General features: G+C 39.4%; 19 protein-coding genes. 11 read left to right on the forward strand and 8 right to left on the reverse strand.

The genetic code is table 11. The annotated features are described in order from the left end of the window. The first annotated feature begins 102 nt into the window (after window positions 1–102). Entirely contained in the window at window positions 103–3,168 is a 3,066-nt protein-coding gene (gene infB / locus GM920_RS18900; RefSeq protein ID WP_182960406.1) for a translation initiation factor IF-2, read from the forward strand. A 115-nt stretch (window positions 3,169–3,283) separates the two neighbouring features. Continuing rightward, window positions 3,284–4,432, forward strand: a complete 1,149-nt coding sequence (locus GM920_RS18905; RefSeq protein WP_182960408.1) for a glycosyltransferase — start codon at window positions 3,284–3,286, stop codon at window positions 4,430–4,432. Window positions 4,433–4,437: 5 nt separating this feature from the next. On the opposite strand, the gene GM920_RS18910 is transcribed toward GM920_RS18905, so the two are convergent. Both GM920_RS18910 and GM920_RS18915 read right to left on the reverse strand, forming a co-directional pair. Continuing rightward, entirely contained in the window at window positions 4,438–5,229 is a 792-nt protein-coding gene (locus GM920_RS18910; RefSeq protein ID WP_182960410.1) for an alpha-1,2-fucosyltransferase, read from the reverse strand. A gap of 117 nt (window positions 5,230–5,346) precedes the next feature. Then, window positions 5,347–6,366, reverse strand: coding sequence for a glycosyltransferase family 2 protein (locus GM920_RS18915; protein WP_182960412.1), 1,020 nt, complete (start codon window positions 6,364–6,366; stop codon window positions 5,347–5,349). Between the two features lie 213 nt (window positions 6,367–6,579). Between GM920_RS18915 and GM920_RS18920 the strand changes: the two genes are divergently transcribed. Further along, window positions 6,580–7,314 carry a hypothetical protein gene (locus GM920_RS18920; RefSeq protein ID WP_182960414.1) on the forward strand — a complete coding sequence of 245 codons (735 nt, stop codon included), beginning with the start codon at window positions 6,580–6,582 and terminating at the stop codon, window positions 7,312–7,314. 10 nt (window positions 7,315–7,324) lie between these two features. Beyond that, window positions 7,325–8,137, forward strand: coding sequence for a glycosyltransferase family 2 protein (locus GM920_RS18925; protein ID WP_182960416.1), 813 nt, complete (start codon window positions 7,325–7,327; stop codon window positions 8,135–8,137). Between the two features lie 6 nt (window positions 8,138–8,143). Here the strand turns inward: GM920_RS18925 and GM920_RS18930 are convergent, their stop codons facing one another. Genes GM920_RS18930 through GM920_RS18940 form a run of 3 tightly spaced genes read right to left on the reverse strand, consistent with a single transcriptional unit; the run spans window position 8,144 to window position 11,901 of the window. Then, a complete protein-coding gene (locus GM920_RS18930) occupies window positions 8,144–9,259 on the reverse strand; it encodes a glycosyltransferase WbsX family protein (RefSeq protein WP_235964580.1) in 1,116 nt (371 codons plus the stop codon). Further along, entirely contained in the window at window positions 9,252–11,072 is a 1,821-nt protein-coding gene (locus GM920_RS18935; protein WP_182960418.1) for an ABC transporter ATP-binding protein, read from the reverse strand. Before GM920_RS18935 ends, GM920_RS18930 begins: the two co-directional genes overlap by 8 nt. Before the next feature lie 31 nt (window positions 11,073–11,103). After that, window positions 11,104–11,901, reverse strand: coding sequence for a glycosyltransferase family 2 protein (locus GM920_RS18940; RefSeq protein WP_182960420.1), 798 nt, complete (start codon window positions 11,899–11,901; stop codon window positions 11,104–11,106). A gap of 185 nt (window positions 11,902–12,086) precedes the next feature. On the opposite strand from GM920_RS18940, the gene meaB reads away from it, so the two are divergent. After that, complete coding sequence (gene meaB, locus GM920_RS18945) at window positions 12,087–12,977, forward strand: methylmalonyl Co-A mutase-associated GTPase MeaB (RefSeq protein ID WP_182960422.1); 891 nt, start codon at window positions 12,087–12,089, stop codon at window positions 12,975–12,977. Window positions 12,978–12,983: 6 nt separating this feature from the next. On the opposite strand, the gene GM920_RS18950 is transcribed toward meaB, so the two are convergent. After that, window positions 12,984–13,859, reverse strand: coding sequence for a glycosyltransferase family protein (locus GM920_RS18950; RefSeq protein WP_182960424.1), 876 nt, complete (start codon window positions 13,857–13,859; stop codon window positions 12,984–12,986). A gap of 66 nt (window positions 13,860–13,925) precedes the next feature. After that, window positions 13,926–14,588: a glycosyltransferase family 32 protein gene (locus GM920_RS18955; RefSeq protein WP_182960426.1), complete on the reverse strand. Its 663-nt coding sequence runs from the start codon at window positions 14,586–14,588 to the stop codon at window positions 13,926–13,928. Between the two features lie 445 nt (window positions 14,589–15,033). Here GM920_RS18955 and GM920_RS18960 point away from each other — a divergent pair, with 445 nt between their 5' ends. The 5 genes from GM920_RS18960 (at window position 15,034) to recG (ending at window position 20,006) form a co-directional block, all read left to right on the forward strand. Continuing rightward, window positions 15,034–16,359, forward strand: a complete 1,326-nt coding sequence (locus tag GM920_RS18960) for an OmpA family protein (protein WP_182960832.1) — start codon at window positions 15,034–15,036, stop codon at window positions 16,357–16,359. Window positions 16,360–16,438: 79 nt separating this feature from the next. After that, complete coding sequence (locus GM920_RS23940; RefSeq protein ID WP_316822084.1) at window positions 16,439–16,573, forward strand: DUF6728 family protein; 135 nt, start codon at window positions 16,439–16,441, stop codon at window positions 16,571–16,573. 22 nt (window positions 16,574–16,595) lie between these two features. Continuing rightward, window positions 16,596–16,982 carry a RidA family protein gene (locus tag GM920_RS18965; protein WP_182960428.1) on the forward strand — a complete coding sequence of 129 codons (387 nt, stop codon included), beginning with the start codon at window positions 16,596–16,598 and terminating at the stop codon, window positions 16,980–16,982. A gap of 3 nt (window positions 16,983–16,985) precedes the next feature. Then, the gene (locus tag GM920_RS18970; protein WP_182960430.1) at window positions 16,986–17,897 is read left to right on the forward strand and encodes an EamA family transporter; all 912 of its coding nucleotides are present in this window, start codon (window positions 16,986–16,988) and stop codon (window positions 17,895–17,897) included. Window positions 17,898–17,900: 3 nt separating this feature from the next. After that, on the forward strand, window positions 17,901–20,006 hold the full coding sequence (gene recG, locus GM920_RS18975) for an ATP-dependent DNA helicase RecG (protein ID WP_182960432.1): 2,106 nt from the start codon (window positions 17,901–17,903) through the stop codon (window positions 20,004–20,006). An 8-nt stretch (window positions 20,007–20,014) separates the two neighbouring features. Here recG and GM920_RS18980 read toward each other — a convergent pair whose 3' ends face one another. Then, a complete protein-coding gene (locus tag GM920_RS18980; RefSeq protein WP_182960433.1) occupies window positions 20,015–21,232 on the reverse strand; it encodes a serine hydrolase domain-containing protein in 1,218 nt (405 codons plus the stop codon). Between the two features lie 279 nt (window positions 21,233–21,511). Here GM920_RS18980 and fumC point away from each other — a divergent pair, with 279 nt between their 5' ends. Next, window positions 21,512–22,909 (forward strand): class II fumarate hydratase, encoded by a 1,398-nt coding sequence (gene fumC, locus GM920_RS18985; protein WP_182960434.1) that lies wholly within the window; start codon window positions 21,512–21,514, stop codon window positions 22,907–22,909. Window positions 22,910–22,920 lie beyond the last annotated feature (11 nt).

Here is a 22,920-nt window from a genome sequence, read left to right on the forward strand (position 1 = left end):
CAGTCAAAATTATGTGGCCATTAAAAACAAATCACATACCCATGAAATAAACAAGAATAAACGTTACTTTTGTATAAGAATTAAAGAAAAAATAGGATATCAATGTCAGACGACAAACCAATAATTTTATTTAAAGCAGTTAAGGAACTTAACGTAGGCATCGCTACGGCCGTTGAGTTTTTAGAAAAGAAAGGCTTTTCTGTTGAGAATAAACCCACTACTAAGCTCTCCCGCGACATGTATAATGCGCTGTTGAAAGAGTTTCAGGGCGATAAGATCGTAAAAGAAGAAGCCAATCAGATTGTTATTGGTAAAATTCGTCGTGATGAGCCGGAAGCAGCTGAAAAAGCTGCAGAAGCACCTAGAAAAAATGTAGAATTCGAAAATGAAGGCATCTTAATTAAGAACCTTCATTCGTATACTCCTCCTGTAGAGAAAGCTAAAGAAGAAACTCCGGCAAAACCGGTGGCTCCTGTAGTGGAAAAAACAGAAGAGAAACCTGAAGAGGGAGCATTGCCGGGTGTGAAAATAGTAGGGAAAATCAATTTAGATGATTTAAACACTAAAACCCGTCCGGTAAAGAAAGACGAAGCACCAGAAGTGCCTCAGCCAGTGGCTGAAGTACCTAAAGTTGCGGAACCAACACCAGCACCTGCTCCAGCGGAGAAAGCACTTGTAGAAGAGAAAGCAGTTGAGAAACCAGTAGAAGCTCCAAAAGTGGAAGTGGTTAAACCTGTGGAACAACCTAAGGTGGAAGAGACTCCAAAGCCTGTTGAGCAACCTGTTGCTAAAATAGAGCCAGAAGTAAAAGAAACTCCAAAACCAGTGGAAGCACCAAAAATAATTGAAACGCCTAAAGTAGCGGAAGCCCCAAAAGTTGAGAAAACTGATGGTGTGGAAGTAATCAAGGCACGTTCTGTAAAACTATCAGGACCAAACATCATCGGTAAAATTGTATTGCCGGTAACACCTGATCGTAAATCATCACCTGTAGCCTCATCGGCAGACAGCAATGATGCAAAGAGAAAGCGTAAGCGTAAAAAGACTCCAGGCCATCCTGGCCAGGGAGGTCATACTTCCAGTGGAAATCAAGCGGCACCTGGAGCTGCAGGTACAGGCACTACAGCGCCTAAACCAGCACCTACTTTTACCAACAGACCTGATTTCAGGAACAATACGAATAACACTGCCAACAGGCCAAACTTCAGGAACAACAAACCGGGATCTCCTGGTAATGGTCCTAAAGAAGAACCTACGGAAAAAGAAATCCAGGATCAGATTAAAGCAACACTTGCACGTTTAAGTGGAGCAGGTAAATCTGGTAAGTTCGCACAACGTGCTAAATTACGTCGTCAAAAACGTGATGATGTGGCACTTTCTGCAGACGAAGCTGCGATGGAATTAGAATCACAATCCAAAGTATTAAGGGTGACGGAATTTGTTACGGCAAATGAGTTGGCTACGATGATGGATGTGCCGGTAACAAAAATTATCGGAACTTGTATGAGTCTAGGTATGTTCGTATCCATTAACCAACGTTTGGATGCTGAAACATTAACTATTGTTGCGGATGAATTCGGTTACGAAATTCAATTCGTGAAACCGGATGATGAAAGCGATATTCTAATCGAAGAAGAAGATAACGAAGAAGATTTGGTCCCAAGAGCACCGGTGGTGACGATCATGGGTCACGTCGATCACGGTAAGACTTCCTTGCTGGATTATATTCGTAAAGCAAACGTAGTGGCTGGTGAAGCCGGTGGTATTACACAGCACATTGGTGCTTATATGGTAACCACACCTACAGGTAAACAAGTAACTTTCTTAGATACTCCGGGTCACGAAGCCTTTACAGCGATGCGTGCACGTGGTGCGAAAGTTGCCGATATTGCCATCATTGTGGTTGCAGCGGATGATGCAGTAATGCCTCAGACTAAAGAAGCAATCCAACATGCTCAGGCAGCAGGCGTACCATTGGTATTTGCCTTTACCAAAATTGATAAACCGGGTGCAAACTCAGAAAAAATACGCGAGCAATTATCAACAATGAATATCCTTGTAGAGGATTGGGGAGGTAGTTTCCAATCTCAGGAGATTTCAGGTAAGAGCGGACTAAACGTAGACCTGTTATTAGAAAAGGTATTATTAGAAGCAGAAATGCTGGATCTTAAAGCCAACCCTAACAAACGTGCTACAGGTAGTGTAATTGAAGCAACCTTAGATAAAGGTCGTGGTATTGTAACTACGGTTCTTGTTCAGGCAGGTACTTTGAAAATCGGTGATCCGATCTTAGCGGGTAGTTATAGCGGACGTGTGAAAGCGTTGTTTAACGAACGTGGTCAGAAAGTTGATAAAGCAGGCCCATCAGTACCAGTACAGGTATTGGGTATGCAAGGAGCGCCTACTGCTGGTGATAAATTCAATGCATTAGAAAGCGAAGTTGAAGCAAGAGAAATCGCTAACAAACGTCTGCAGTTAATGCGTGAGCAGGGTCTTCGTACTCAGAAACACATTACCTTGGATGAGATCGGTCGTCGTTTGGCTATCGGTAACTTTAAAGAGCTGAACCTGATTGTTAAAGGTGACGTGGATGGATCAATCGAGGCATTATCTGACTCATTATTGAAACTATCTACAGAAGAGATTCAAATCAATATCATTAGTAAAGCGGTAGGTCAGATTTCTGAATCTGATGTATTGTTAGCTTCTGCTTCTGATGCGATCATCATCGGTTTCCAGGTTCGTCCTTCCCCAGGAGCGCGTAAGCTTGCTGAGGCAGAACAAATCGACATCAGACTTTACTCGATCATCTACGATGCAATCAATGAGATTAAAGCAGCGATGGAAGGTATGTTGGCTCCAGAATTTGAAGAGAAAATCACCGCTAACGTGGAGATCAGAGATACCTTCAAAATCACTAAAGTGGGTACAATTGCAGGATGTATGGTATTGGATGGTACGATCACTCGTAACAGTAAGATCCGTATCGTTAGAGATGGTGTAGTAATTTACACAGGTGAGCTGGCTTCATTGAAACGTTATAAAGATGACGTGAAAGAAGTATCAAGAGGCTACGAGTGTGGATTGAACATCCAGAACTTTAACAACATCGAAGTAGGCGATATCGTTGAAGCTTACGAACAAGTTGAAGTAAAAAGGAAATTATAATCCTGAAATTTAATATAAAAAGGTGCTGTCCGCTTATGGATAGCACCTTTTTTTGTTTACAAGAAAATAGATTTTAGTCTTAACTTAGGTAGAAATTTTAGGGGCAAATTTCATCATGAATATCAAAAGAAGCTTAAAAAAACTCTTCAGAAAGCGTTCTGCCGGAGATAACGGATACCTGATTAACCTTTATCAAACTAATTATGAGAGGCGCGTGTTGATTTCCTATATCATTGGTCCATTTTTAGGCGCAAATGGATTCATGCATCAAAACTACATTACTTCACATATTGTAGCGGAAAGTTTTTCAGAGCTAGGTTACGATGTGGATATTGTAGAATATTCTGCCAAGGGACTGAATATAGCTTATGAGAATTATGCGGTGATCTTTGGTATGGGCGAAAATTTTGAGCGTTCATTTTATCATCCTGCAAGGTCTATTCGCAGAATCCATCTGATTACGGGTGCCCATGATGATTTTCATAATGCGATGAGCTTAAAGAGTGTGAAAGATTTTTATGAGCTATCTGGCTTATGGTTAACCAGGGAGGCAAATGTTCAGCCAACTTGTAATTACTATGCGATGTTTAACGCTGATGCAGCTATTATTCTGGCAAGAGGAACCATTTTTGAGGATTGTAATGCGCGATTTGTGAATAAATTATATCCGCTAAATAATAATATTCTGGGTGTATTTAGTACTCTGGCGCCTAAAACAGTCGAATCCAGAACCTCAAGTTTTCTATTTTTAAGTGGGGGAAGGCAAATTACGAAGGGACTTCATCTTTTGATGGAGGTGGCACGTACACGCAAGGATTTGAAATTTTATGTAGTAGTCCCTTCAATAGATGCTGATTTACGGGATCATTATCTGGATCTTTTGGAGGAAGGCTCCAATGTCCGCTTGTTTGAGCGCCTTAGGATGGATTCTGAACAGATTAAAGATATATTAGCGGCTTGTAGCTATTCGATTGCTCCGAGTTATGTAGATGGGCTTCCAGGAGGTACTATTGAGCCCATGTCTGCGGGATTGATTCCAATTGTAAGTAAACATTGCGGTTTTGCATCGGAAAAATTCATTTTTGAAATGGAGGATTTATCAGCTGTTGCTTTGGAGAATACCATCAATAGGGTATTGGAACTGAAAGATCTTGAATTTGCTGAACTGAGCAGGCAGGTGAAAAAGTATGCCATTGATAATTTTTCACCAAGCTGTGTAAAGCAAGAATTAATGGGGATTTTAAAATCCGAGCAATTAAACTAGTCAGTTTATAGCTGAATCCAGTTGGGGGGCAGTATGCTGTTTCCTGCATATTGTGGATCACTTACCCATTTTTTCGGACCTATAATTATCTTATCCGGGTTCTGGTTAAGCCAGGCAGCCCACCAGCTGAAACTGCTGTTTGCAATAATATGATGTTTACACTGACTCATTAGCTGCATATCTATATAGCTATCTTGTCCTTTATTCCAGGAAATAAAGGTAGCATCAGTAAGCTCTAAATTTTCCTTACACCAGCTGATGTCATCTGAAAAGATGAAAAATCGGGGGCTGAGAGTTTTTTTTTGCATGAGTGCAATGGCTTGTTGATAGTATTCCTTTCCACAGCAGCCTCCCAGAAGGGGGTCTTTCAGATAATCTCCTCTTCTGATGTGTACTGCAATACTATTTGCATCCTTTATTTGTTGGAGTACCTGTTCATTTTCTTTGTTTAGTGGTAACTTAAAAGTAAAGGCTGTTTTTATTTCTTCCGCAATATCGATGAAGTAGCCCTGATTTTGCCAATAGCCCCAATAATATAAAAATCCTGAATTTTGAAAGACCTCGGGATCAAATGAAAATGGAAGGTCATCTCTTTTATACGCATTTTTTAAGTTCAATAGCCTCCGTAGTTTTCTCAGTACCCAGTTTCTATTGTCTGTATTATAAAGGTCATTGATAACCGGTGTAAATCTGGTCAGTTGGATATCAAAAATACGTTCTAGCTCCAGGCCATTATGCAGGGCATAATCCTTAAATCCCGTCAGATCAGCGCGAACATCCGGAAATCTTTTTTCCATTGCCTTGTATAGTGCATATTGAAACATTTGGTTACCGAGGCCCCCTAAAAAACGAATGATTTTCATTGATGATCGTATGGTTTATTTGTAATAGGATAAGTTAATAGAAGCGTAATTTTACGATGAGAACCTACCTATGCCTTTAATTGTGAGCTTGAATATTTTTCGAAGTTGCCGGCCATTTACATAAGACCATTTGAAGAGGTTTTTGTCGAATAGCAAGGGAAAAGCATTCATTTTAGCTTTCTTTAAATAAATGACATCAAACCATTTTTCAAACAGCATTTTTTCAAAATCGATCAGCGGGTATTTTTCAAGTTTACGATTTGTAGACTTTAATAGTTGGAAAAATTTTCGATAGTCAGCTAGGTCATAACGCTGGAATTCGCACATTAAAATGCTGAAAAGAAGGTCTCCCATGTGCTGATGATCAGGGATATTCAGGTAGGATAATTGATTTCTTTTAATTTCTTTCAGTTTTAATTTTGCAGTTTCAGCTTTAAGTCCTGAGATGTTGTTTTCATGTATTCTATATTTAACAAGAACCTCGTCCAGGTTTCCAACCGGGTATTTTTCAGCCATTCGCACAAACAGTTCATAATCTTCTGCAGGAGCGTATTCCTGATAACCACCCAGTTCTTTTAAGACTGATGTTTTATACATGACGGAAGAATTGATGAAGGTATTTTCGAATAACAAAGTCATTTTAATTTTATCGGCTCCGATAGGTACCCTCAGCTCATTATTTTCGACTGCTTTACCCTTATTGTTGATGACGGTGCCATGGCTGCCACATAAAGCGTATTGTGGGTTTTGTTGAAAGAAGTCATATTGAAGCTCCAGACGGTTCTTTGCTGCAATATCATCACTGTCTAATATGGCAATAAATTCACCACGAGCCTCGGTCAGGGCCACATTTCGTGTATAAGTCAGGCCCCTGTTTTTATCGTTGTGAACCAATCTGATCCGATCATCATGGAATGTTTCTATGACCTCAATGGTCCGGTCTGTGGATCCATCATTTACAATTAATAACTCAAAGTCATTAAATGTTTGGTCAAGAATGCTTTGTATGGAATCGCTTATATAGTCAGCCGCATTAAAGGCAGCCATGAAAACGGTTATCTTAGGAGTCATGATATTGTATTACTAATTATACCAGATACATTTGGAATCAAATATACAGTTACATTATTTAATGTCGGTTTTTTATCGTTCTTAAAGCGCTGGATGGATATAAATCGCTTAACTACCTAACAATTTTCCTAATTTTGCAGCATTCATTTCTAGCTACTAATAAATAGTGGAACCTGGATATGGATTTTATTTTACTAGTGCAACATTTTTATCATGAAATATAATTATATCTCCTTTAGTTTATGGGGCGATAAGGAAATTTATACTGTAGGAGCGGTAAGAAATGCAGCATTAGCCAGGGAAATTTATCCAGGTTGGAGGGTCATTGTCTATTATGATGATACGGTCCCTGCAATGATTATTCAGAAATTGAATGATCTGGGTGTAATTTTGATGGATATGACTCATTCGGGTATTTATGGGTTGTTCTGGAGATTTTTGGCTGCAGATATATCAGATAGCGGACACGTGATATTCAGGGATACGGATTCTCGTTTATCCTTGCGCGAAAAATTGGCGGTGGAGGAATGGATGAGTAATAACGATCTCATTCATGTGATGAGAGATCATCCGGTTCATGATGTTCCATTTGGTGCTGAAAAGTTGTCAATTCTCGGAGGAATGTGGGGGATAAAAAGTGGAGTTGTGGAAATGACAAAGGCAATCCATGAATTCTGTAAGGAAAGGCCAGATCAATATGGTATTGACCAATCTTTTTTAGAGAACCTTTATAAAGAATTTCAGTATTCCATGACCGTGCACGATGAATTTTTTGATAAAAAACCTTTTCCCTCCAGAAGGGAAGGTTATCGGTTCATAGGCGAAAGAATTGATGAAAATGAGGCTCCTTTTGGTGAGGATTGGAAAGAAATTAGAGCCTGGAATAAAATACAAAATCCTTCTTTGTTCCAAAAGATTAAGACCTGGATTAGAAAAATTTTAAAATAATTTGTTGGAAATGACTTATAGTATTATTGTTCCTACCTTTAATTCTGAAAAAACACTAAGTGCTTGTTTATCCAGTATTATTAACCAAGGATGTCAAGATTTTGAGATTATTATTAGTGATGGGCTTTCTACCGATTCCACTTTAGCTATTGCCCGGAATTTTAATGATGACAGGATCAAGACTTTTTCAGAACCAGATGCTGGTATTTATGATGCGATGAATAAGTCCATAGAAAGAGCGAAAGGAGATTGGTTGTTGTTTTTGGGCAGCGACGATCTTTTGTTTGATGCCGAGGTCCTTGAAAAAGTGAAGAATCATTTAATGGTTACTGATGCAGCTTTTGTTTATGGGGATGTAAAAATGGTTGGGGATACCCCATGGGCAAAAGATGGAACTTTGTATAAGGGAGAAACAACTTTGCCAGGCCTATTTGATGCTAATATTTGCCACCAGGCTATTTTTTATGCAAAAAAGGTTTTTGTGGATCGAAAGATCGGTTATGATCTAAATTATCGGATTTGTGCAGACTATGACCTTAATCTTTTTTGTGCATCCAGGTATCCAATCCAGTACGTCCCGGTTACTATTGCCTATTTTAACAGTGGAGGGATGAGTACGGTGGTTCCAGATGTAGTTTTCAACCGAGAGAAATGGTTAAATATTGTAAGTTATTTTCGTGAAAAGCTATTTGATGAGGATCTGGGATCTAGTACAAAGGAGCTAAAAAAAACCTGGAAACGCTTTTTTAAACGTTTCCAGATTGGTATGTCGATCCTATCGTTTAGGATATATTGGTATCAGCGGTTTAAGAAGCCGCATTAAATGGTTTTATTCTTCTATTCCTTTTTTTAAGGCTTCAAGGTATTGAGTTCCCCACTCTTCATCGGGTTCCAAATGGCAACCTTCTCCCCACTCATTCCAGGCATTTATAAATAGCAACTGCTCCTGTTCAGGAAATTTTTCCCGGGTATGTTTTGCCAGGTGCCTGATCCATTTTTCAAAAAGCTTTGGTTCGGAGCCCAGGTAAATTGTTGCATGGATTTTTCTTCTTGCTGAGTTATCCCAGGAAGGAAAAGCACATCTAAAGTATTTATATGGTCTCTCTGCTTTATTGATCAAACTATTTACCATGGAGGCATAAGAATAAATGCCGTTTTCATGATGAACAGATTTCTTGATCCCTGTTTTGTGCATTAACTTATGCAGCAGGTATTTAGGGTAGTTGTTCTTTTGAACTTTCTTTCCTTTAAATCCTGAGTCCGGAGCGAACTCCATTGCGGCATCAAATCCATGTTCTGCAGGGTCAATATTTTTTAAATGGTTTTCTACCCTGATGAGATAAAGATCATCAAAGCCAGCTTTTTTAGCTTCATCACGCCATAGTTTTGTCGCAGCCTTAATATCTGGATGAAGCTCTGTGCGGTACATTAGAAAAACAGGTTTATTGTCTATTTTAATATATCGCTCATCTTTGAAGAATGGCATGAGATAATCTATATGCTTTTTATCGTCTTCAATAGAATAATGCTGTTCAATTAATACTTGTTTGTCCTGCCCATCCCAAGTACGAGTCCAGTTTTCATTAGCCCAACATAAGCAGAATGGCATATCAGGTTTACCTGCAGCTAACATATTATGTAAGGGCTTCTCCAGTAACAAGTGCCCGCTAAACCAGTAATGATAAAAGCAGAATCCCTCAATTCCATAGGACTTGGCCAACTCCGCTTGTTTTTCCAAAACGCTATTATCGCTCAAGTCATAATAATCTTTATTTACAGGGACATGTGGCTGATAATGCCCTGCGAAATAAGACTTAGATTTTTTTACATTGGTCCATTCTGTAAATCCTTTTTGCCACCACTCATCGTTTTCCGGGATGGTGTGGTACTGTGGAAGATATATGGCAATGGGTTTCAAATGAGACATTTTTTTATTCTTAATCATTAAATGTTTGTAACTCGATCAGTTTATTATAAAGACCTTTTTGTTGTATTAATTCCTGATGACTACCGCGTTCAACAATAGCGCCTTTGTCAATCACAACAATAAGATCAGCATTCTGAATGGTACTCAATCTGTGTGCAATGACGATAGATGTTCTATTTTTCAGTAGTTTGTTGAGCGCATCCTGAACCAGTCTTTCGGATTCGGTATCCAGTGCAGAAGTTGCCTCGTCCAATAACATGATTGGTGGATTTGCCAATACGGCTCTGGCAATACAAATACGTTGTCGCTGTCCACCAGAAAGACGGCCACCTCTATCTCCAACAAAGGTCTGGTAACCATCTGCTGTTTGGACGATGAACTCATGTGCATTAGCAATTTTAGCCGCATGAACTACTTCAGCCTCTGAAGCCTCCGGATTTGCAAAAGCGATGTTATTAAATATGGTATCATTAAAGAGAAAGGATTCCTGATTAACTATACCCATTTTAGCGCGAATGCTCTCCACAGTCAGGTCAGTATAGTTTATCCCATCTATTTTGATTACACCGGATTTGGGGTCATGAAATCTTGGAATCAGATCCATCAAGGTACTTTTTCCACCTCCGGAAGGTCCTACCAGAGCAACAGTCTTTCCTTTAGGAATTTCTAAAGTAATGTCTTTTAATACCGGCGTCTCTTTGTAACTAAAGCTTACCCTTTCAAAAGAAACTGAATGATTGAATTCTTTTAGTTCAATAGCGCCTGGTTTATTAACCATTTCTGGTTTGGTATCAATCAGGGCCAATACTCTTTCTCCAGCAGAAATCCCGGAATGAATTCCGCTAAAGGAATCACTGATGGCTTTTACCGGCTGCATAACCTGTGAAAACACGGCGATATACATGATGAAATCTGAAGCGGTAAACTCCTTACTTCCACTAATGACCAATCCGCCACCATATAATACGATAATGACCACGACCATAATTCCAAGCGTTTGGGAGACAGGTGAGGCGAGCTGTTGCCTTCTAACCATTTTTCTATTCAGGTTAGAATAGAATTGATTTTCAGCATCGAATTTATCTTTGATTCTTTCAGTTGAGTTAAAAGCTTTTATGATTTTGATTCCGCTTAAAGCCTCATCAAGGAAACCGATCATTTTTGCGAATGACTCATGCGCAGCAGTAGCCTGTTCTTTAAGACGTTTAACAATTCTACTGATAATAAAGCCTGATACAGGGATCACCAGCAATGAAAATAAAGTTAGTTTAACCGATATGCTAAATAACACAAAAACGTAGAAAAGTAATTGTACCGGTTCTTTAAAAACAACCTGCAAGGTATTGGTAACCGTGAATTGGACCACTTGGACATCCGAAGAAACCTTTGAGATAATATCCCCCTTTTTCTCGTTGTTGAAAAAACCGATATGAAGGTTCATCACATTGCTGAATACCGTTCTTCGGAGATTCAGTAAAGTATGAACCCTAAGGTCTTCCATGAAACGCTGGGACAAATACCTGAAGAAATTGGCAAGTACCACGGAGACAAAAATTACGGCACATACGATTTTTAAAGCTTCCGGCTTTCCAAGAGTGATGACGGTTTGGTTGATGTAATTTTTAAATTGCGCAAGCAAGTCCCATTGTCCTGCAACCTTCATAACTCCTGTAGAGGCATTCTTGTCAAAAAAAAGCGTGTCTAGCAGTGGGGCTAGGAGGGTGAAGTTAAAGGTGTTAAAAAATATAGCCAGTAGTGTAGCAATAACATATGGGATGGCGAACTTTTCTATAGGTTTCGCAAATGACAGTAATCTAAAGTAAGTCTTCATTTATAAATTTAAATAAAAGGTGTAATCAACATTATACTTGCGCATAGCCGTCATTGTTAGTGGTTGATTTTTCAGCTAGTGTTTTTCGGTAAATAATATCATTGGGAACGGTATTGGCTCTGGAATTTATTTTGTGAAATATATGGAAAGCAAGGGCTGCCATTTTCAAACGCTTTCTTTTGATTCCTGCGTGTAATAAACGTGCTCCAAACTCATAGTCTTCACCTCCCCAGCCTTCGAAACTGTTATAATAACCATTAACAGCAATATAATCTTTTTTCCAGAAGGCTAGATTACACCCTTTAATATGAAATGGATTTGATGGATCTAATACAAAGATGCCACTTAGAAGGGGAAATCTTAAAGCATTGAATTTGCTGTATAACCCAGAGGAGAATATCGAAAAGTTGATGTCTTTGCTCGCTAAGATCTCCTGAGATTTTTCTTCTGTAATCATAGCCCTGCTGCCCTGAACAAAATATCCCGGCTGCGCAGCTTTCAGGTGGTCTTCAATAAATTTAGGATGAATAATGATATCTCCGTCAATTTCTATAATGTACTCTGAATCGATGTTTTTAACAGATTTATTTAAAATCAAGCTTTTTCTGAATCCTTTATCTTCATGCCAAATATGCTTGATTGGAAGATTGAAACTGGTTTTGAACTTTTCTATGAGTTGTCTGGTTTCTTCTTTAGATCCGTCGTCAGCGATAATGATCTCATCTGGCATTCTTGTTTGTCTGACTACACTGGCCAAAACCAGTTCCAGTGCTTCCGGCCAGTTATAAGTAGAAATTAATAAAGCAACGGATATGGATTTATTTTGCATTCAAATATTGATTCTATAACTAATCTGCAAAAATACATGATTTAATTGTTTAATATAAAAGTTTTTATTTGGCAGGATGCTCCTGATTTATGGTTGTTGGAAAGCAGTCCTAAGGGAGATTTAATTTCATGTAATCTTTTGTTAAGGAATTAATATTCTGCTTATTTGCATCAAAAAAATAACAAATGAAAACCATAAGCCAATTCTTATCTGGGATTAAGAAGGGCGATTTCCTTTCTTTAGCCCGGGTATTAACCATGGTGGAAAATGATCTTGAGGGAAGTAAGGAATTGTTGAGCATCATTCAAAGTAATGTGAGCACACCTGTCTTGGGCATCACCGGACCTCCTGGTGCAGGGAAAAGCACTTTGGTAAATGCTTTAATCGATAAGCTTGTCCTTCAAGGGAAGAAAGTCGCGGTATTAGCAGTAGATCCAACTTCCCCTTTTAATTTAGGCTCATTGTTAGGTGATAGGATCAGGATGTCCGCTCATTTTAATAAGCCAGGTGTTTTTATACGATCAGTAGCAACGCGGGGCTCTGTGGGTGGCTTGTCTGCCAGGATTATTGAGATGGTGGATGTTTTGAGGGCTTCGGATTTTGACTACGTAATTGTGGAGACGGTTGGCGTTGGCCAGTCTGAAATAGAAATAGCTGGGTTAGCTGATTTAACAATTGTTGTTTTAGTGCCAGAGGCCGGAGATGAAATCCAGCACATAAAATCAGGCTTGATGGAAATCGGAGATGCCTTTGTGGTCAATAAAGCGGATCGGGAAGGTGCTTCAGGTTTTGCTAATAATCTAACGAAAATGCTGCGTCAGCGTAAACCTGTTATTCCTGTATTTAAGACTGTAGCAGATAAAGCTGAAGGGATTGATGAGCTCTTAAGTTGGATAAATGCGGCCGGACAGGGAGATCATTCCAGGAAAATATTTCTATATACAGAAAAGGCTTTCAGGCTGATTCAGGAGCATAGAATGCGGAATGTAGGAAAGGTTGAACTTCAGCAAAGAATCGCTGAAGCTTTTAGTTCAGATGACTTCAATTTGTATCGGTTTGTTAGCCAATATGATTAACTCGGATTATTTGATCCTTTTATAGTTTTTGTATTCCATTAGGCGGAGGCCGGTTAGCAAGTATATCTTTTCTAGAACTCTCCTGCGGAGACTAAGTTTTTTATGTGCTTTAGTAGGGTCAAAATCAAATTTCCAGTTGACCGTATTTATGCGGTTCTGCATAACCGCAGGGTGTGTGCCTGTGAAATGAATTAATCGATCTGCATTTCCATAATCAAAAGAAGCGGTTTCCGGAATCACTTCTGTTGTTGCATTTTCATCATAGAAAGTATTGAAATTCTGTTTTTTTCTCAGCAGGCCAAAAGGTGGTTTTACCCAGCCATAATGATTGATGTAGGCATCTATTAGTTTGACTTTTATCTTCCTTCCATCAATGCGAAATCCCTGTGCATCTCTATAAGATTGTACTGAGAGATTTCTTCTGACAATCCGAACTTCTCTTCTATACCATCTTCTGGATTCTGCGATGTAATCATATGACCCATAAAAGTGGCGGTAATTAAATAAAAGACCTTCTATCTGTTTGTTTTGCAGATTGTCTTCCATTTCTTTCCGGATCAGGGGTAAATCATCCTCATGGACACATTCGTCACCCTGAATGTAAAATGCCCAATCTACATCCTTAGAGATGGCTGCGAATGCTTTGTCAGTTTCTAAGGCGAAAACGCGTCCACCCGCCCTCAGGTTGTCGTCCCAGACGGTATCGATGATTTTTATTTTTGGAGATTTTATTTCTTCTATGAGCCTTCTTGTACCGTCTTCACAGTTCCCAACGGCAACAACAAATTCATCGCAAATAGGAAGGATTGAGTTAATGGCTTCTACTATTGTATAGTCATTAATCACTGCATTTCTAATAAATGTAAAACCGGCAACTTTCATAGTTTCTTTTATGATCTTCTAATAGGACAAAGGTAATATAATTCCTGGGAAGGTGTTTTCAGGAATTTAACCCTGTTTCGGGCGAAGAACGGGCTTCGTTAACTGCATTTTTTTCCAATGTTCTCCATCCTTATATAAGGAGAATTTACTAAACAGATATTTAAATTTCAGATGACCATCATAGTCTACACCAAGTGTTCTGTACTTTATGGTGGGGTCTTCTTTTAATGATTCAATAATGGCTTTTGTATATACAGTAGGGCCAGTCATCTGATGTACATCATGAGGATAAGTATCATGATCAATGTTTTCGCAAACGAGGTCAATGGTTTTTTGAAGGAAGGGATGGCCTGGTTCAAATATTAATGCCCATTGTACATATAGTGAGGGATTCTTTTCGCGCGAAATGATGGCAGCGTCATCAGGTTTGATAAAATCATCCAGCTTTCCATTGATGGCGCTGTCGATGTCTATATAGACCCCGCCTTTTTTTAATAAAACCGCATATCGAAAGAAGTCTGCCTTAGCAGCACCTATATTTAATCGATGATACTTCTGAAGTAGATCCTGCCCAAACTCCTTCAAAAGGAAGTTTTCTATTCTTTGATCATCATAGAACTCATAAAGATATTCAGGGTTCTTCTTTCTAAATCTTGCAATATGCCATCGGGTTAATAGCGGTAATTTTGAAGATTTGAAGGTTTGATGTATAATTTTCGGAATTGCCATGAATTTGCTGGATGAGGGTTGGACAGCTGGTTTTGCTTTGAAAAGCAAATGTAGGGAATTGTATTGAAAAAAGGACTTGGACAGCAAGTAGGGACAGGACAGTTTTTGTCAAAACTGGAGCGTTTTATGCCATTAATTTTAAAGTGGTGTGTTTTTTACACTTTGTCCTTATTTTTAGGGATAAAGACGTTTTTTGTGTGGTTAAAGTTGTTTATTTCGTTGTTTTACAGCGTGTTTAATTTTTTTAAAACAAAACGATCTGCTCATTTGTATATTCTTATTTGGAAAAACATCAGGTTATAGCAGCTTTAGATTTACCCGATTAGTCATGTCTGGAAACTTTGGAACGGAGTTTGTATATCTATTGTGGGAATTTAAAAAATTGTTTAGTTTTGCTACGCAAAAAATTATACAATTAATTTGTTTAACCTTAAAAAAGAAAATTATGAATTATTCTACTTTAAAAAAGGGTGTTGCAGTCTCTTTCGTAGCATTAATGGGAGCGACGACTCTTGCTAATGCACAAGATGCTCCAGCTACTTCTTCTTCAGCCAAGGTATTTGGTGGAAGATCTCAGTACAGATCATGGTCTATTGGTGTTAACGGTGGTGTTTTATCTCCATTCTTAGCTATCGGTGGTACTAATGATTTTAACCGTGCTGATGTAAACTTAGGTTACGGTTTATCTGTAAGAAAACAACTAGGTCATGCATTCGGTTTAGAAGGTAACATTTTCCGCGGAAAAGTTTCTGGTACAAACAAACAAGTTGCAGGTGCTTTACCTTCGAACATCAAAGGTTTCGAAACTGAAATGCAATATGCTGTTGACTTAAGAGGTGTTGTTAACGTTGCAACTGTAGATTTCTTACGTCGTGAGAACTCAGTAAACTTCTTCGTAACTGCTGGTTACGGTTTAGTTGCTTACAACCCAATCGTTGACGGTCAAGACAACAAAGGTAAATTCGGTAAAGACGGTGATAAAGACTTCGTAAAAGAAGCTTATATCCCAGTTGGAGCTGGTGTTAAATTTAAAGTATCTGACCGTGTGTCATTTAACTTAGGTTACACTATGCACTTCATCGATGGTGATAATTTTGACGGAGTATATGCTAAAGCAACTACTAAAGATAAATTCTCTTACGGATATGCAGGTCTAGAATTCTCTCTAGGTTCTAAATCTAAACCAAACCTTGACTGGGTTAACCCATTAGCGTTAATGTATGATGAATTGAAAGATCCTTCATTACGTCAAGAAGTTGAAGCTTTAAAAACTCGTGTATCTAACGTTGAAAAATCTGTTGAAGATTTGAAAAAAGATTCTGATGGTGACGGTGTTGCTGATCAATTCGATAAATGTCCAGGTACTCCAGCAGGAGTTGCAGTTGACGGTTCAGGCTGTCCTCTACCTAAAGTAGAAGTTGCTGTAGTTGATGCTAGCAATGTAACTGGTTTCGAAAGAATCCAATTTGAATTTAACTCTTCAGTTCTTAAAACTGATTCATACCCTACTTTAGATAAATTATCTTCTGTATTGCGTGATGGTGGTGGTAAAGTAACTGTTAACGGTTATGCTTCAAGCGAAGGTACTGCTGCTTACAACTTAAAATTATCTAAAGATAGAGCTAACTCTGTAAAAACTTACTTAGTTAACTCTGGTGTTAGTGCTAAACAAGTTGTTACTAAAGGTCATGGTGAAGCAAATCCAATCGCTTCTAACGATACTGAAGAAGGTCGTATCCAAAACCGTCGTGTAGAAACTGCTAGAGACTAATTATCTCCAAGTAAATATTAAAAAAAAGAGGGCTTCATTTTTGAAGCTCTCTTTTTTTTATGCCTACATTTGTGGACGTATGTATCTATTTAGAAAAAAAGATCCGAATCGACCAACCAATATCAACCTTAAAATCATGCACGTCATTAACGCCGTTGCAATTGCTGTTTTTGTAGCTGGACTGCTCTATAAGCTGATCAGCTGGCTTTTTTAGAACAAAATAAACCTATATAATTATGAAGCAAATATTCAATACTGACGATGCACCAGCTCCAATTGGACCTTACAGCCAGGCTGTAAAAGCAAATGGGTTCTTATTCTTATCAGGCCAGATCGCAATCAATCCACAAAATGGTGAATTAACCATGACTTCGATCGCTGAAGAAACTCACCAGGTGATGAGAAATATTAAGGCCGTATTATTGGAAGCATCTTATACATTCGGTGATGTCATTAAAACCACTATATTCTTAACCGATATGGCTTTGTTTAATGAAGTGAACGAAGTATATGGTTCTTATTTTGATAGCAAAAGCAACTTTCCAGCACGTGAAACTGTTGCCGTGAAAGGCTTGCCTAAAGGCGTTAACGTAGAAATTTCTATCATCGCTTCTAAAGGATAAGTTTTGGGGAAATCTAATCTCAGGTTCTTCTTTGCTGGCATCCTATCTTTCGCTATCTGGGGTTTTTTCTCCATTCCTTTGAGAAACTTAAAGGCTTTCCCTTCGCAGGAAATTCTTTATTACAGGATCTTTACCTCCCTGGTTTTTCTATGGATCGCGATATTGGTTTTTAGGAAAAAGCAAATTAAAAAAGACCTGGATTACCTGTCCGGTTTAAGCAGAAAGGACAAACGTACGGTAGCCTTGCAAATCGCAGCCTCGACCGTCCTGCTCACCTCAAACTGGTACACTTATATTTATGCAGTAAATAATGTCAGTCTTCAATCGGCAGCCTTTGCTTATATGGTTTGCCCATTGATTACTGCGTTTGGCGGATTTGTGCTCCTTAAAGAACATTTATCGCGGTTAAAACTGATCTCCCTGGCCATTGCTTTAGGGAGTATCATCCTGCTGGCCAAGGGCTCATTTGTGGAAGTCATGTGGTCTGTGAGCATTGCCTCGCTCTATGCTTTCTACCTGATCATTCAGCGGAAAATGCAAAACCTGGATAAGCTCAATGTATTGGCCACACAGATTGGCCTTGCCGTAATCCTGATGCTGCCTTTTTATCTTTTTCAACATGGCGGGGTTCCTGATTCTGCCTGGTTCTGGGGTAATATCATTGTGGTCGCAGTATTCTTTACCATCATCCCTCTTTTCCTCAGCCTGTATGCGCTGATCGGAATTCCTTCTTCCACCTTAGGGATCATCATTTATGTGAACCCAATTATCGCTTTTAACGTCGCGATCTTCTATTTTAATGAACAAGTAGATTCCAATAAACTATTGGCTTATTTTCTACTGCTGGTCTCTGTTATCGTATTTAATTGGAGCATCATTAAAGATATCCTTACCTTTAGGAAAAAAAATATTTAACCTTTGTTTGCTTCCAGTTTAGATACCACCATAGAATATCTTAAAGGCGTAGGGCCGAAACGTGCGGAACTCCTGCAAAAGGAGCTGCGTATTTTCACCTACGATCACTTGCTGAATTATTTTCCTTTCCGTTACATCGACCGAACCCGCTTCTATAAGGTAAATGAGCTGAATAGCGAATTGCCCTACGTACAGGTATTGGGTCGGATTACTGGTAAAGAACAGATTGGAGAGAAGCATAAAAAGAGAATTGTTGCCCGTCTTACCGATGAAACAGGTTCTATTGAGCTGGTCTGGTTTCAAAGTCTGAAATATGTAGACGAGAATGTGCAACGTGGTAAAGTATATATCGTTTTCGGGAAGCCAACCGCTTTTAATGGAGGTTTTAGCATCTCCCATCCGGAATTGGAAAATTACCCAAGGCCAGCCACCATCACCGGAAACCTTAGGCTACAGCCGGTATACAACTCTACAGAAAAGCTAAAAAAATTCTTCCTGGATAGTAAAGGAATTCAGAAACTCCAGACCCTGGTGATCGAGCAGAACCTCGCCGAGGTGAAGGAAAGTCTGCCAGCCTATATTCTGGATAAGTATCAAATGGTGACTAAAAAAGAAGCGATTCTGAGTATCCATTTTCCAAGGGATGTCAAAGCGTTAAAAGGCGCGGAACGCAGATTGAAATTCGAAGAGCTTTTTTATATACAACTTCAGCTGTTGCACAATAAACAAATCAGAGAGTGGAAGTTTAAAGGGCATCCGTTTAACACTGTAGGAGAGAGTGTAAATACCTTTTATAAGGAAATCTTGCCGTTCGAATTAACAGGGGCTCAGAAGCGGGTAATTAAAGAAATCAGGACGGATACGCAACGTGGTGTTCAGATGAACCGCCTCGTACAAGGTGATGTAGGAAGTGGGAAAACAGTGGTCGCGCTGATGAGCATGTTGTTGGCTAAGGACAATGGGTTCCAAGCCTGTATGATGGCGCCTACAGAGATTCTGGCACGTCAGCATTATGAATCTATCACTTCGCTTTTAGATGGCCGCCTGGCCAAAATAGGAATCCTTACTGGGAGTACCACCAAAAAGCAACGTACAAAATTGCATGAAGAACTGGAAGCCGGAGAGATTGATATTCTGGTAGGGACACATGCGCTGATTGAAGATAAGGTGGTGTTTAAAAATTTGGCTTTAGTGGTGATTGATGAGCAACATCGTTTTGGGGTGGAACAAAGGGCCAAACTTTGGCGTAAAAATGCCATTCCCCCTCATATTCTGGTGATGACGGCAACACCTATTCCACGCACATTGGCCATGACTTTATATGGAGATCTTGATGTTTCTTCAATAGATGAATTGCCGGTAGGAAGAAAGCCAATTGAAACCCGTCATTTTGTGGAAGGTCAACGGTTACGGATGTTTGGTTTTATGCGGGAGGAGATCGCTAAAGGCCGCCAGGTATATGTGGTATATCCGTTGATCAAGGAAAGTGAGAAACTGGATCTTCTGAATTTGGAAGCAGGAATAGAGCAAATGAGCTATCAATTTCCCCGACCGGATTTTCAAATAAGTATTGTTCATGGGCAGATGAAGAATGCGGAGAAGCAGTTCGAGATGCAACAGTTTATTGACGGTAAAAGTCAAATCATGGTCGCAACTACCGTGATTGAAGTAGGCGTAAATGTGCCAAATGCATCGATCATGATTATAGAAAATGCGGAACGTTTTGGTTTGTCGCAACTCCACCAGTTACGTGGACGTGTGGGCAGGGGTGCAGAACAGTCTTTTTGCATTCTGATGTCCGGCAATAAGCTAGGTGCAGATGGTCGTCTTCGATTAGATACGATGGTGAAGACCAATAATGGCTTTGAAATTTCTGAGATTGATTTGCAATTGCGCGGTCCAGGAGACCTTACTGGTACGCAGCAAAGTGGTGTATTGGAATTGAAATTGGCCAATCTGGCAACAGATCAATTGATTTTACAGGAGGCAAGATCTACTGTAATTGATATCCTCGCGGGAGATCCACAGTTGGAGCTCCCGGAAAATAGTCTTTTAAAAACATACCTCGCCAAAAGAAGCCGAGGCATTGCTTTAGATAAAATTTCTTAATTCAGCATTTAATCTTCGTCACTGCCAGGTAGTGATCCTGTACCCGAGTAGGCTCCTTTTCTAATAATTGGCATACCAAGATGTTTATAAAGTTCGTCTAAGTGCATTAAACTGCCATTGGTTAGGTTGCCCAGGAAGATAACCACAATGTTTTTTTGCACATCACGTACATAGATGTGTCTGAAACCGTGCCACCATCCAGTATGGTAAACTACTTTTCTTCCTTGCTCACCATCAAACATTCTCCATCCGTAACCGTAATTGAAATGGCCATTGATTGGTTTGTTATGTCCTTGATATGCAGAATCCAAGCTCGGTTTTGTAAGTAAGCGCCCGTTTTTCAAGGCTTTGTCGTACAATACTAAATCATGTAGCGTGCTGTAAATTCCTTTGTCGCCAACTGGTCCATCCAGAAAGTTCTGTACAACAGAATACTTCCAGGTACGATCATGACCTACCACATCAACAGGGATTTTAGGATAAACAGTGGTGGAGTAAACATGTGTATTTTTCATTCCTGCGGGTTTGAAAATATGTTCCATCATATAGTCCGCGTAAGGTTTGCCGGTCACCTTTTCGATGATGGCAGCCAATACCATATAGTTGGAGTTGTTGTAATGAAAACGAGTGTCTGGCTTGGTATAGCGGTTAGGCTTATATTCGGCAATCAGATTCATCACATCATTGTTGCTCATTGGTTTTTTCTTGTCCTTCCAGATGCCATCGGTAAAGTAAACATAGTTCATCATTCCGCTGCGGTGGGTAAGGAGCAATTTAACATTGATCCCCTCATATGGGAAGTTCGGATAAAATTTCTTGACATCATCTGTCAGTTTTAATTTCCCCTGTTCAATCAATTGCAAAATCGCCGTTCCGGTAAATGTTTTAGTGATGGAAGCCAGTTCAAACTCAGAATTGATTTTTAAGCTGTCGCGGTGTAAGTAATCAGCCCATCCGATTGCTTTTTCATATAAAATCTTGCCGTCTTTTGCAACCAACATATTGCCATTGAACCCATATTTTTTATGTAAATTTTGTACAAAGTCGGCAATCCATTTATCGCCCTTGGCAGGGTTGTAAACCAATAGCAAGCTGTCGGCCTTGTCATCTTCTACTGTCCGCTCTTTACTAGGCTCAGCAAGCACAGCGGGTTTTTTAGAATTTGAACAAGAAAAGAATAATAAAGTGGCTACTGAAGCTACGGCTAGAATATTACGATAAGTCATGAATAATGATGGTGCTTTAAACGCCCGAAAAATAAGGAATATTAACCTTTTAAACGTAAAAGAGTTTTAAACATTATCAGCAGCTATTATTTAGCTTACGAAATTGTATACATTTGTTCAAATGAGCGTTTTATAAAGAATTTTTGCCGATTCCAAAATTGAAAAAGATTCCTTCACTGTTGCTATCAGGTAAATTTTTCTTTACAGCGGAAGGACATTGGAGAATAGCGCTACCATTAAATTATAAAAAACTAAATTTGTCATCACAAAAAAAACACTATGAATTTTAGAACTGAACACGATACCATGGGTGAAGTGCAGGTACCTGCCGATAAATATTGGGGGGCTCAAACTGAACGTTCACGTAATAATTTTAAAATAGGTCCTGAGGCTTCGATGCCAAAAGAAATCATACATGCTTTTGGCTATTTGAAGAAAGCAGCAGCATTAGCAAATACAGAGTTAGGCGTGTTGACAGCGGAAAAAGCAGCGTTAATTGCTACAGCTTGTGATGAAGTGATTGCAGGTGCTTTAGATGAGCAATTTCCTTTAGTAATCTGGCAAACAGGTTCTGGAACGCAAAGTAATATGAACGCAAATGAGGTAATTGCCAATCGTGCACATGTACTGAATGGCGGTACGCTTGCAGATGCAACGAAAGTTCTGCACCCAAATGATGATGTGAATAAATCACAGTCTTCAAATGATACTTATCCGACGGCAATGCATATTGCTGCTTACAAACAAGCAGTAGAAATTACCATTCCAGGGTTAGAAAAATTACGACATACTTTAAGTGTGAAAGTTGCTGAATTCAGTGACATTGTAAAAACTGGTCGTACCCATTTTATGGATGCTACACCATTGACACTGGGGCAAGAATTCTCAGGCTACGTTCAACAAATTGACAACAGTGTTAGAGCGATTAAAAATGCTTTAGTAATGATCTCTGAGCTTGCGCTTGGTGGTACTGCTGTGGGTACAGGACTGAATACACCTAAAGGATATGATGTATTGGTAGCTGCGAAAATTGCAGACCTAACCGGACTTCCTTTTGTAACGGCTCCAAATAAATTTGAAGCATTGGCAGCTCATGACGCCATGGTGGAATTGTCTGCAGCTTACAAACGTACAGCGGTTGCGCTAATGAAAATTGCTAACGACATCAGAATGTTGAGCTCTGGTCCACGTTGTGGTATTGGTGAGATCATTATCCCTGATAATGAGCCAGGATCGTCTATCATGCCGGGAAAAGTAAATCCTACGCAACCAGAAGCTTTGACTATGGTTTGTGCACAGGTAATGGGTAATGATGTGACGGTAGGTATTGGTGGTAGCAACGGTCATTTTGAATTGAATGTGTTCAAGCCGGTGATTGCAGCCAATGTATTACAATCTGGACGTCTGATTGGTGATGCCTGCGTTTCATTCAATGATAAATGTGCGGAAGGTATTTTACCAAATCTACCGGAAATTAAAAAACACCTCGAGAATTCTCTAATGTTGGTTACGGCGTTAAATCCTCACGTAGGCTATGAAAATGCTGCTAAAATTGCTAAGAAAGCGCATAAAGAAAACAAAACTTTGCGTTCAGCAGCAGTAGAGCTGGGCTTACTTACTGCCGAGCAATTCGACGAATGGGTGCGCCCGGAAGATATGGTTGGTAGTTTAAAATAATTTATAAAAAT

Origin of the sequence: Pedobacter gandavensis (assembly GCF_014172405.1) — a bacterium.
GTDB lineage: Bacteria > Bacteroidota > Bacteroidia > Sphingobacteriales > Sphingobacteriaceae > Pedobacter > Pedobacter gandavensis.

Coding starts and splice junctions, on each gene's coding strand:
- infB (WP_182960406.1), top strand. CDS start 103: ATGTCAGACGACAAACCAATAATTTTATTTAAAGCAGTTAAGGAACTT.
- GM920_RS18905 (WP_182960408.1), top strand. CDS start 3,284: ATGAATATCAAAAGAAGCTTAAAAAAACTCTTCAGAAAGCGTTCTGCC.
- GM920_RS18910 (WP_182960410.1), bottom strand. CDS start 5,229: ATGGAAAAAAGATTTCCGGATGTTCGCGCTGATCTGACGGGATTTAAG.
- GM920_RS18915 (WP_182960412.1), bottom strand. CDS start 6,366: ATGACTCCTAAGATAACCGTTTTCATGGCTGCCTTTAATGCGGCTGAC.
- GM920_RS18920 (WP_182960414.1), top strand. CDS start 6,580: ATGAAATATAATTATATCTCCTTTAGTTTATGGGGCGATAAGGAAATT.
- GM920_RS18925 (WP_182960416.1), top strand. CDS start 7,325: ATGACTTATAGTATTATTGTTCCTACCTTTAATTCTGAAAAAACACTA.
- GM920_RS18930 (WP_235964580.1), bottom strand. CDS start 9,259: ATGATTAAGAATAAAAAAATGTCTCATTTGAAACCCATTGCCATATAT.
- GM920_RS18935 (WP_182960418.1), bottom strand. CDS start 11,072: ATGAAGACTTACTTTAGATTACTGTCATTTGCGAAACCTATAGAAAAG.
- GM920_RS18940 (WP_182960420.1), bottom strand. CDS start 11,901: ATGCAAAATAAATCCATATCCGTTGCTTTATTAATTTCTACTTATAAC.
- meaB (WP_182960422.1), top strand. CDS start 12,087: ATGAAAACCATAAGCCAATTCTTATCTGGGATTAAGAAGGGCGATTTC.
- GM920_RS18950 (WP_182960424.1), bottom strand. CDS start 13,859: ATGAAAGTTGCCGGTTTTACATTTATTAGAAATGCAGTGATTAATGAC.
- GM920_RS18955 (WP_182960426.1), bottom strand. CDS start 14,588: ATGGCAATTCCGAAAATTATACATCAAACCTTCAAATCTTCAAAATTA.
- GM920_RS18960 (WP_182960832.1), top strand. CDS start 15,034: ATGAATTATTCTACTTTAAAAAAGGGTGTTGCAGTCTCTTTCGTAGCA.
- GM920_RS23940 (WP_316822084.1), top strand. CDS start 16,439: ATGTATCTATTTAGAAAAAAAGATCCGAATCGACCAACCAATATCAAC.
- GM920_RS18965 (WP_182960428.1), top strand. CDS start 16,596: ATGAAGCAAATATTCAATACTGACGATGCACCAGCTCCAATTGGACCT.
- GM920_RS18980 (WP_182960433.1), bottom strand. CDS start 21,232: ATGACTTATCGTAATATTCTAGCCGTAGCTTCAGTAGCCACTTTATTA.
- fumC (WP_182960434.1), top strand. CDS start 21,512: ATGAATTTTAGAACTGAACACGATACCATGGGTGAAGTGCAGGTACCT.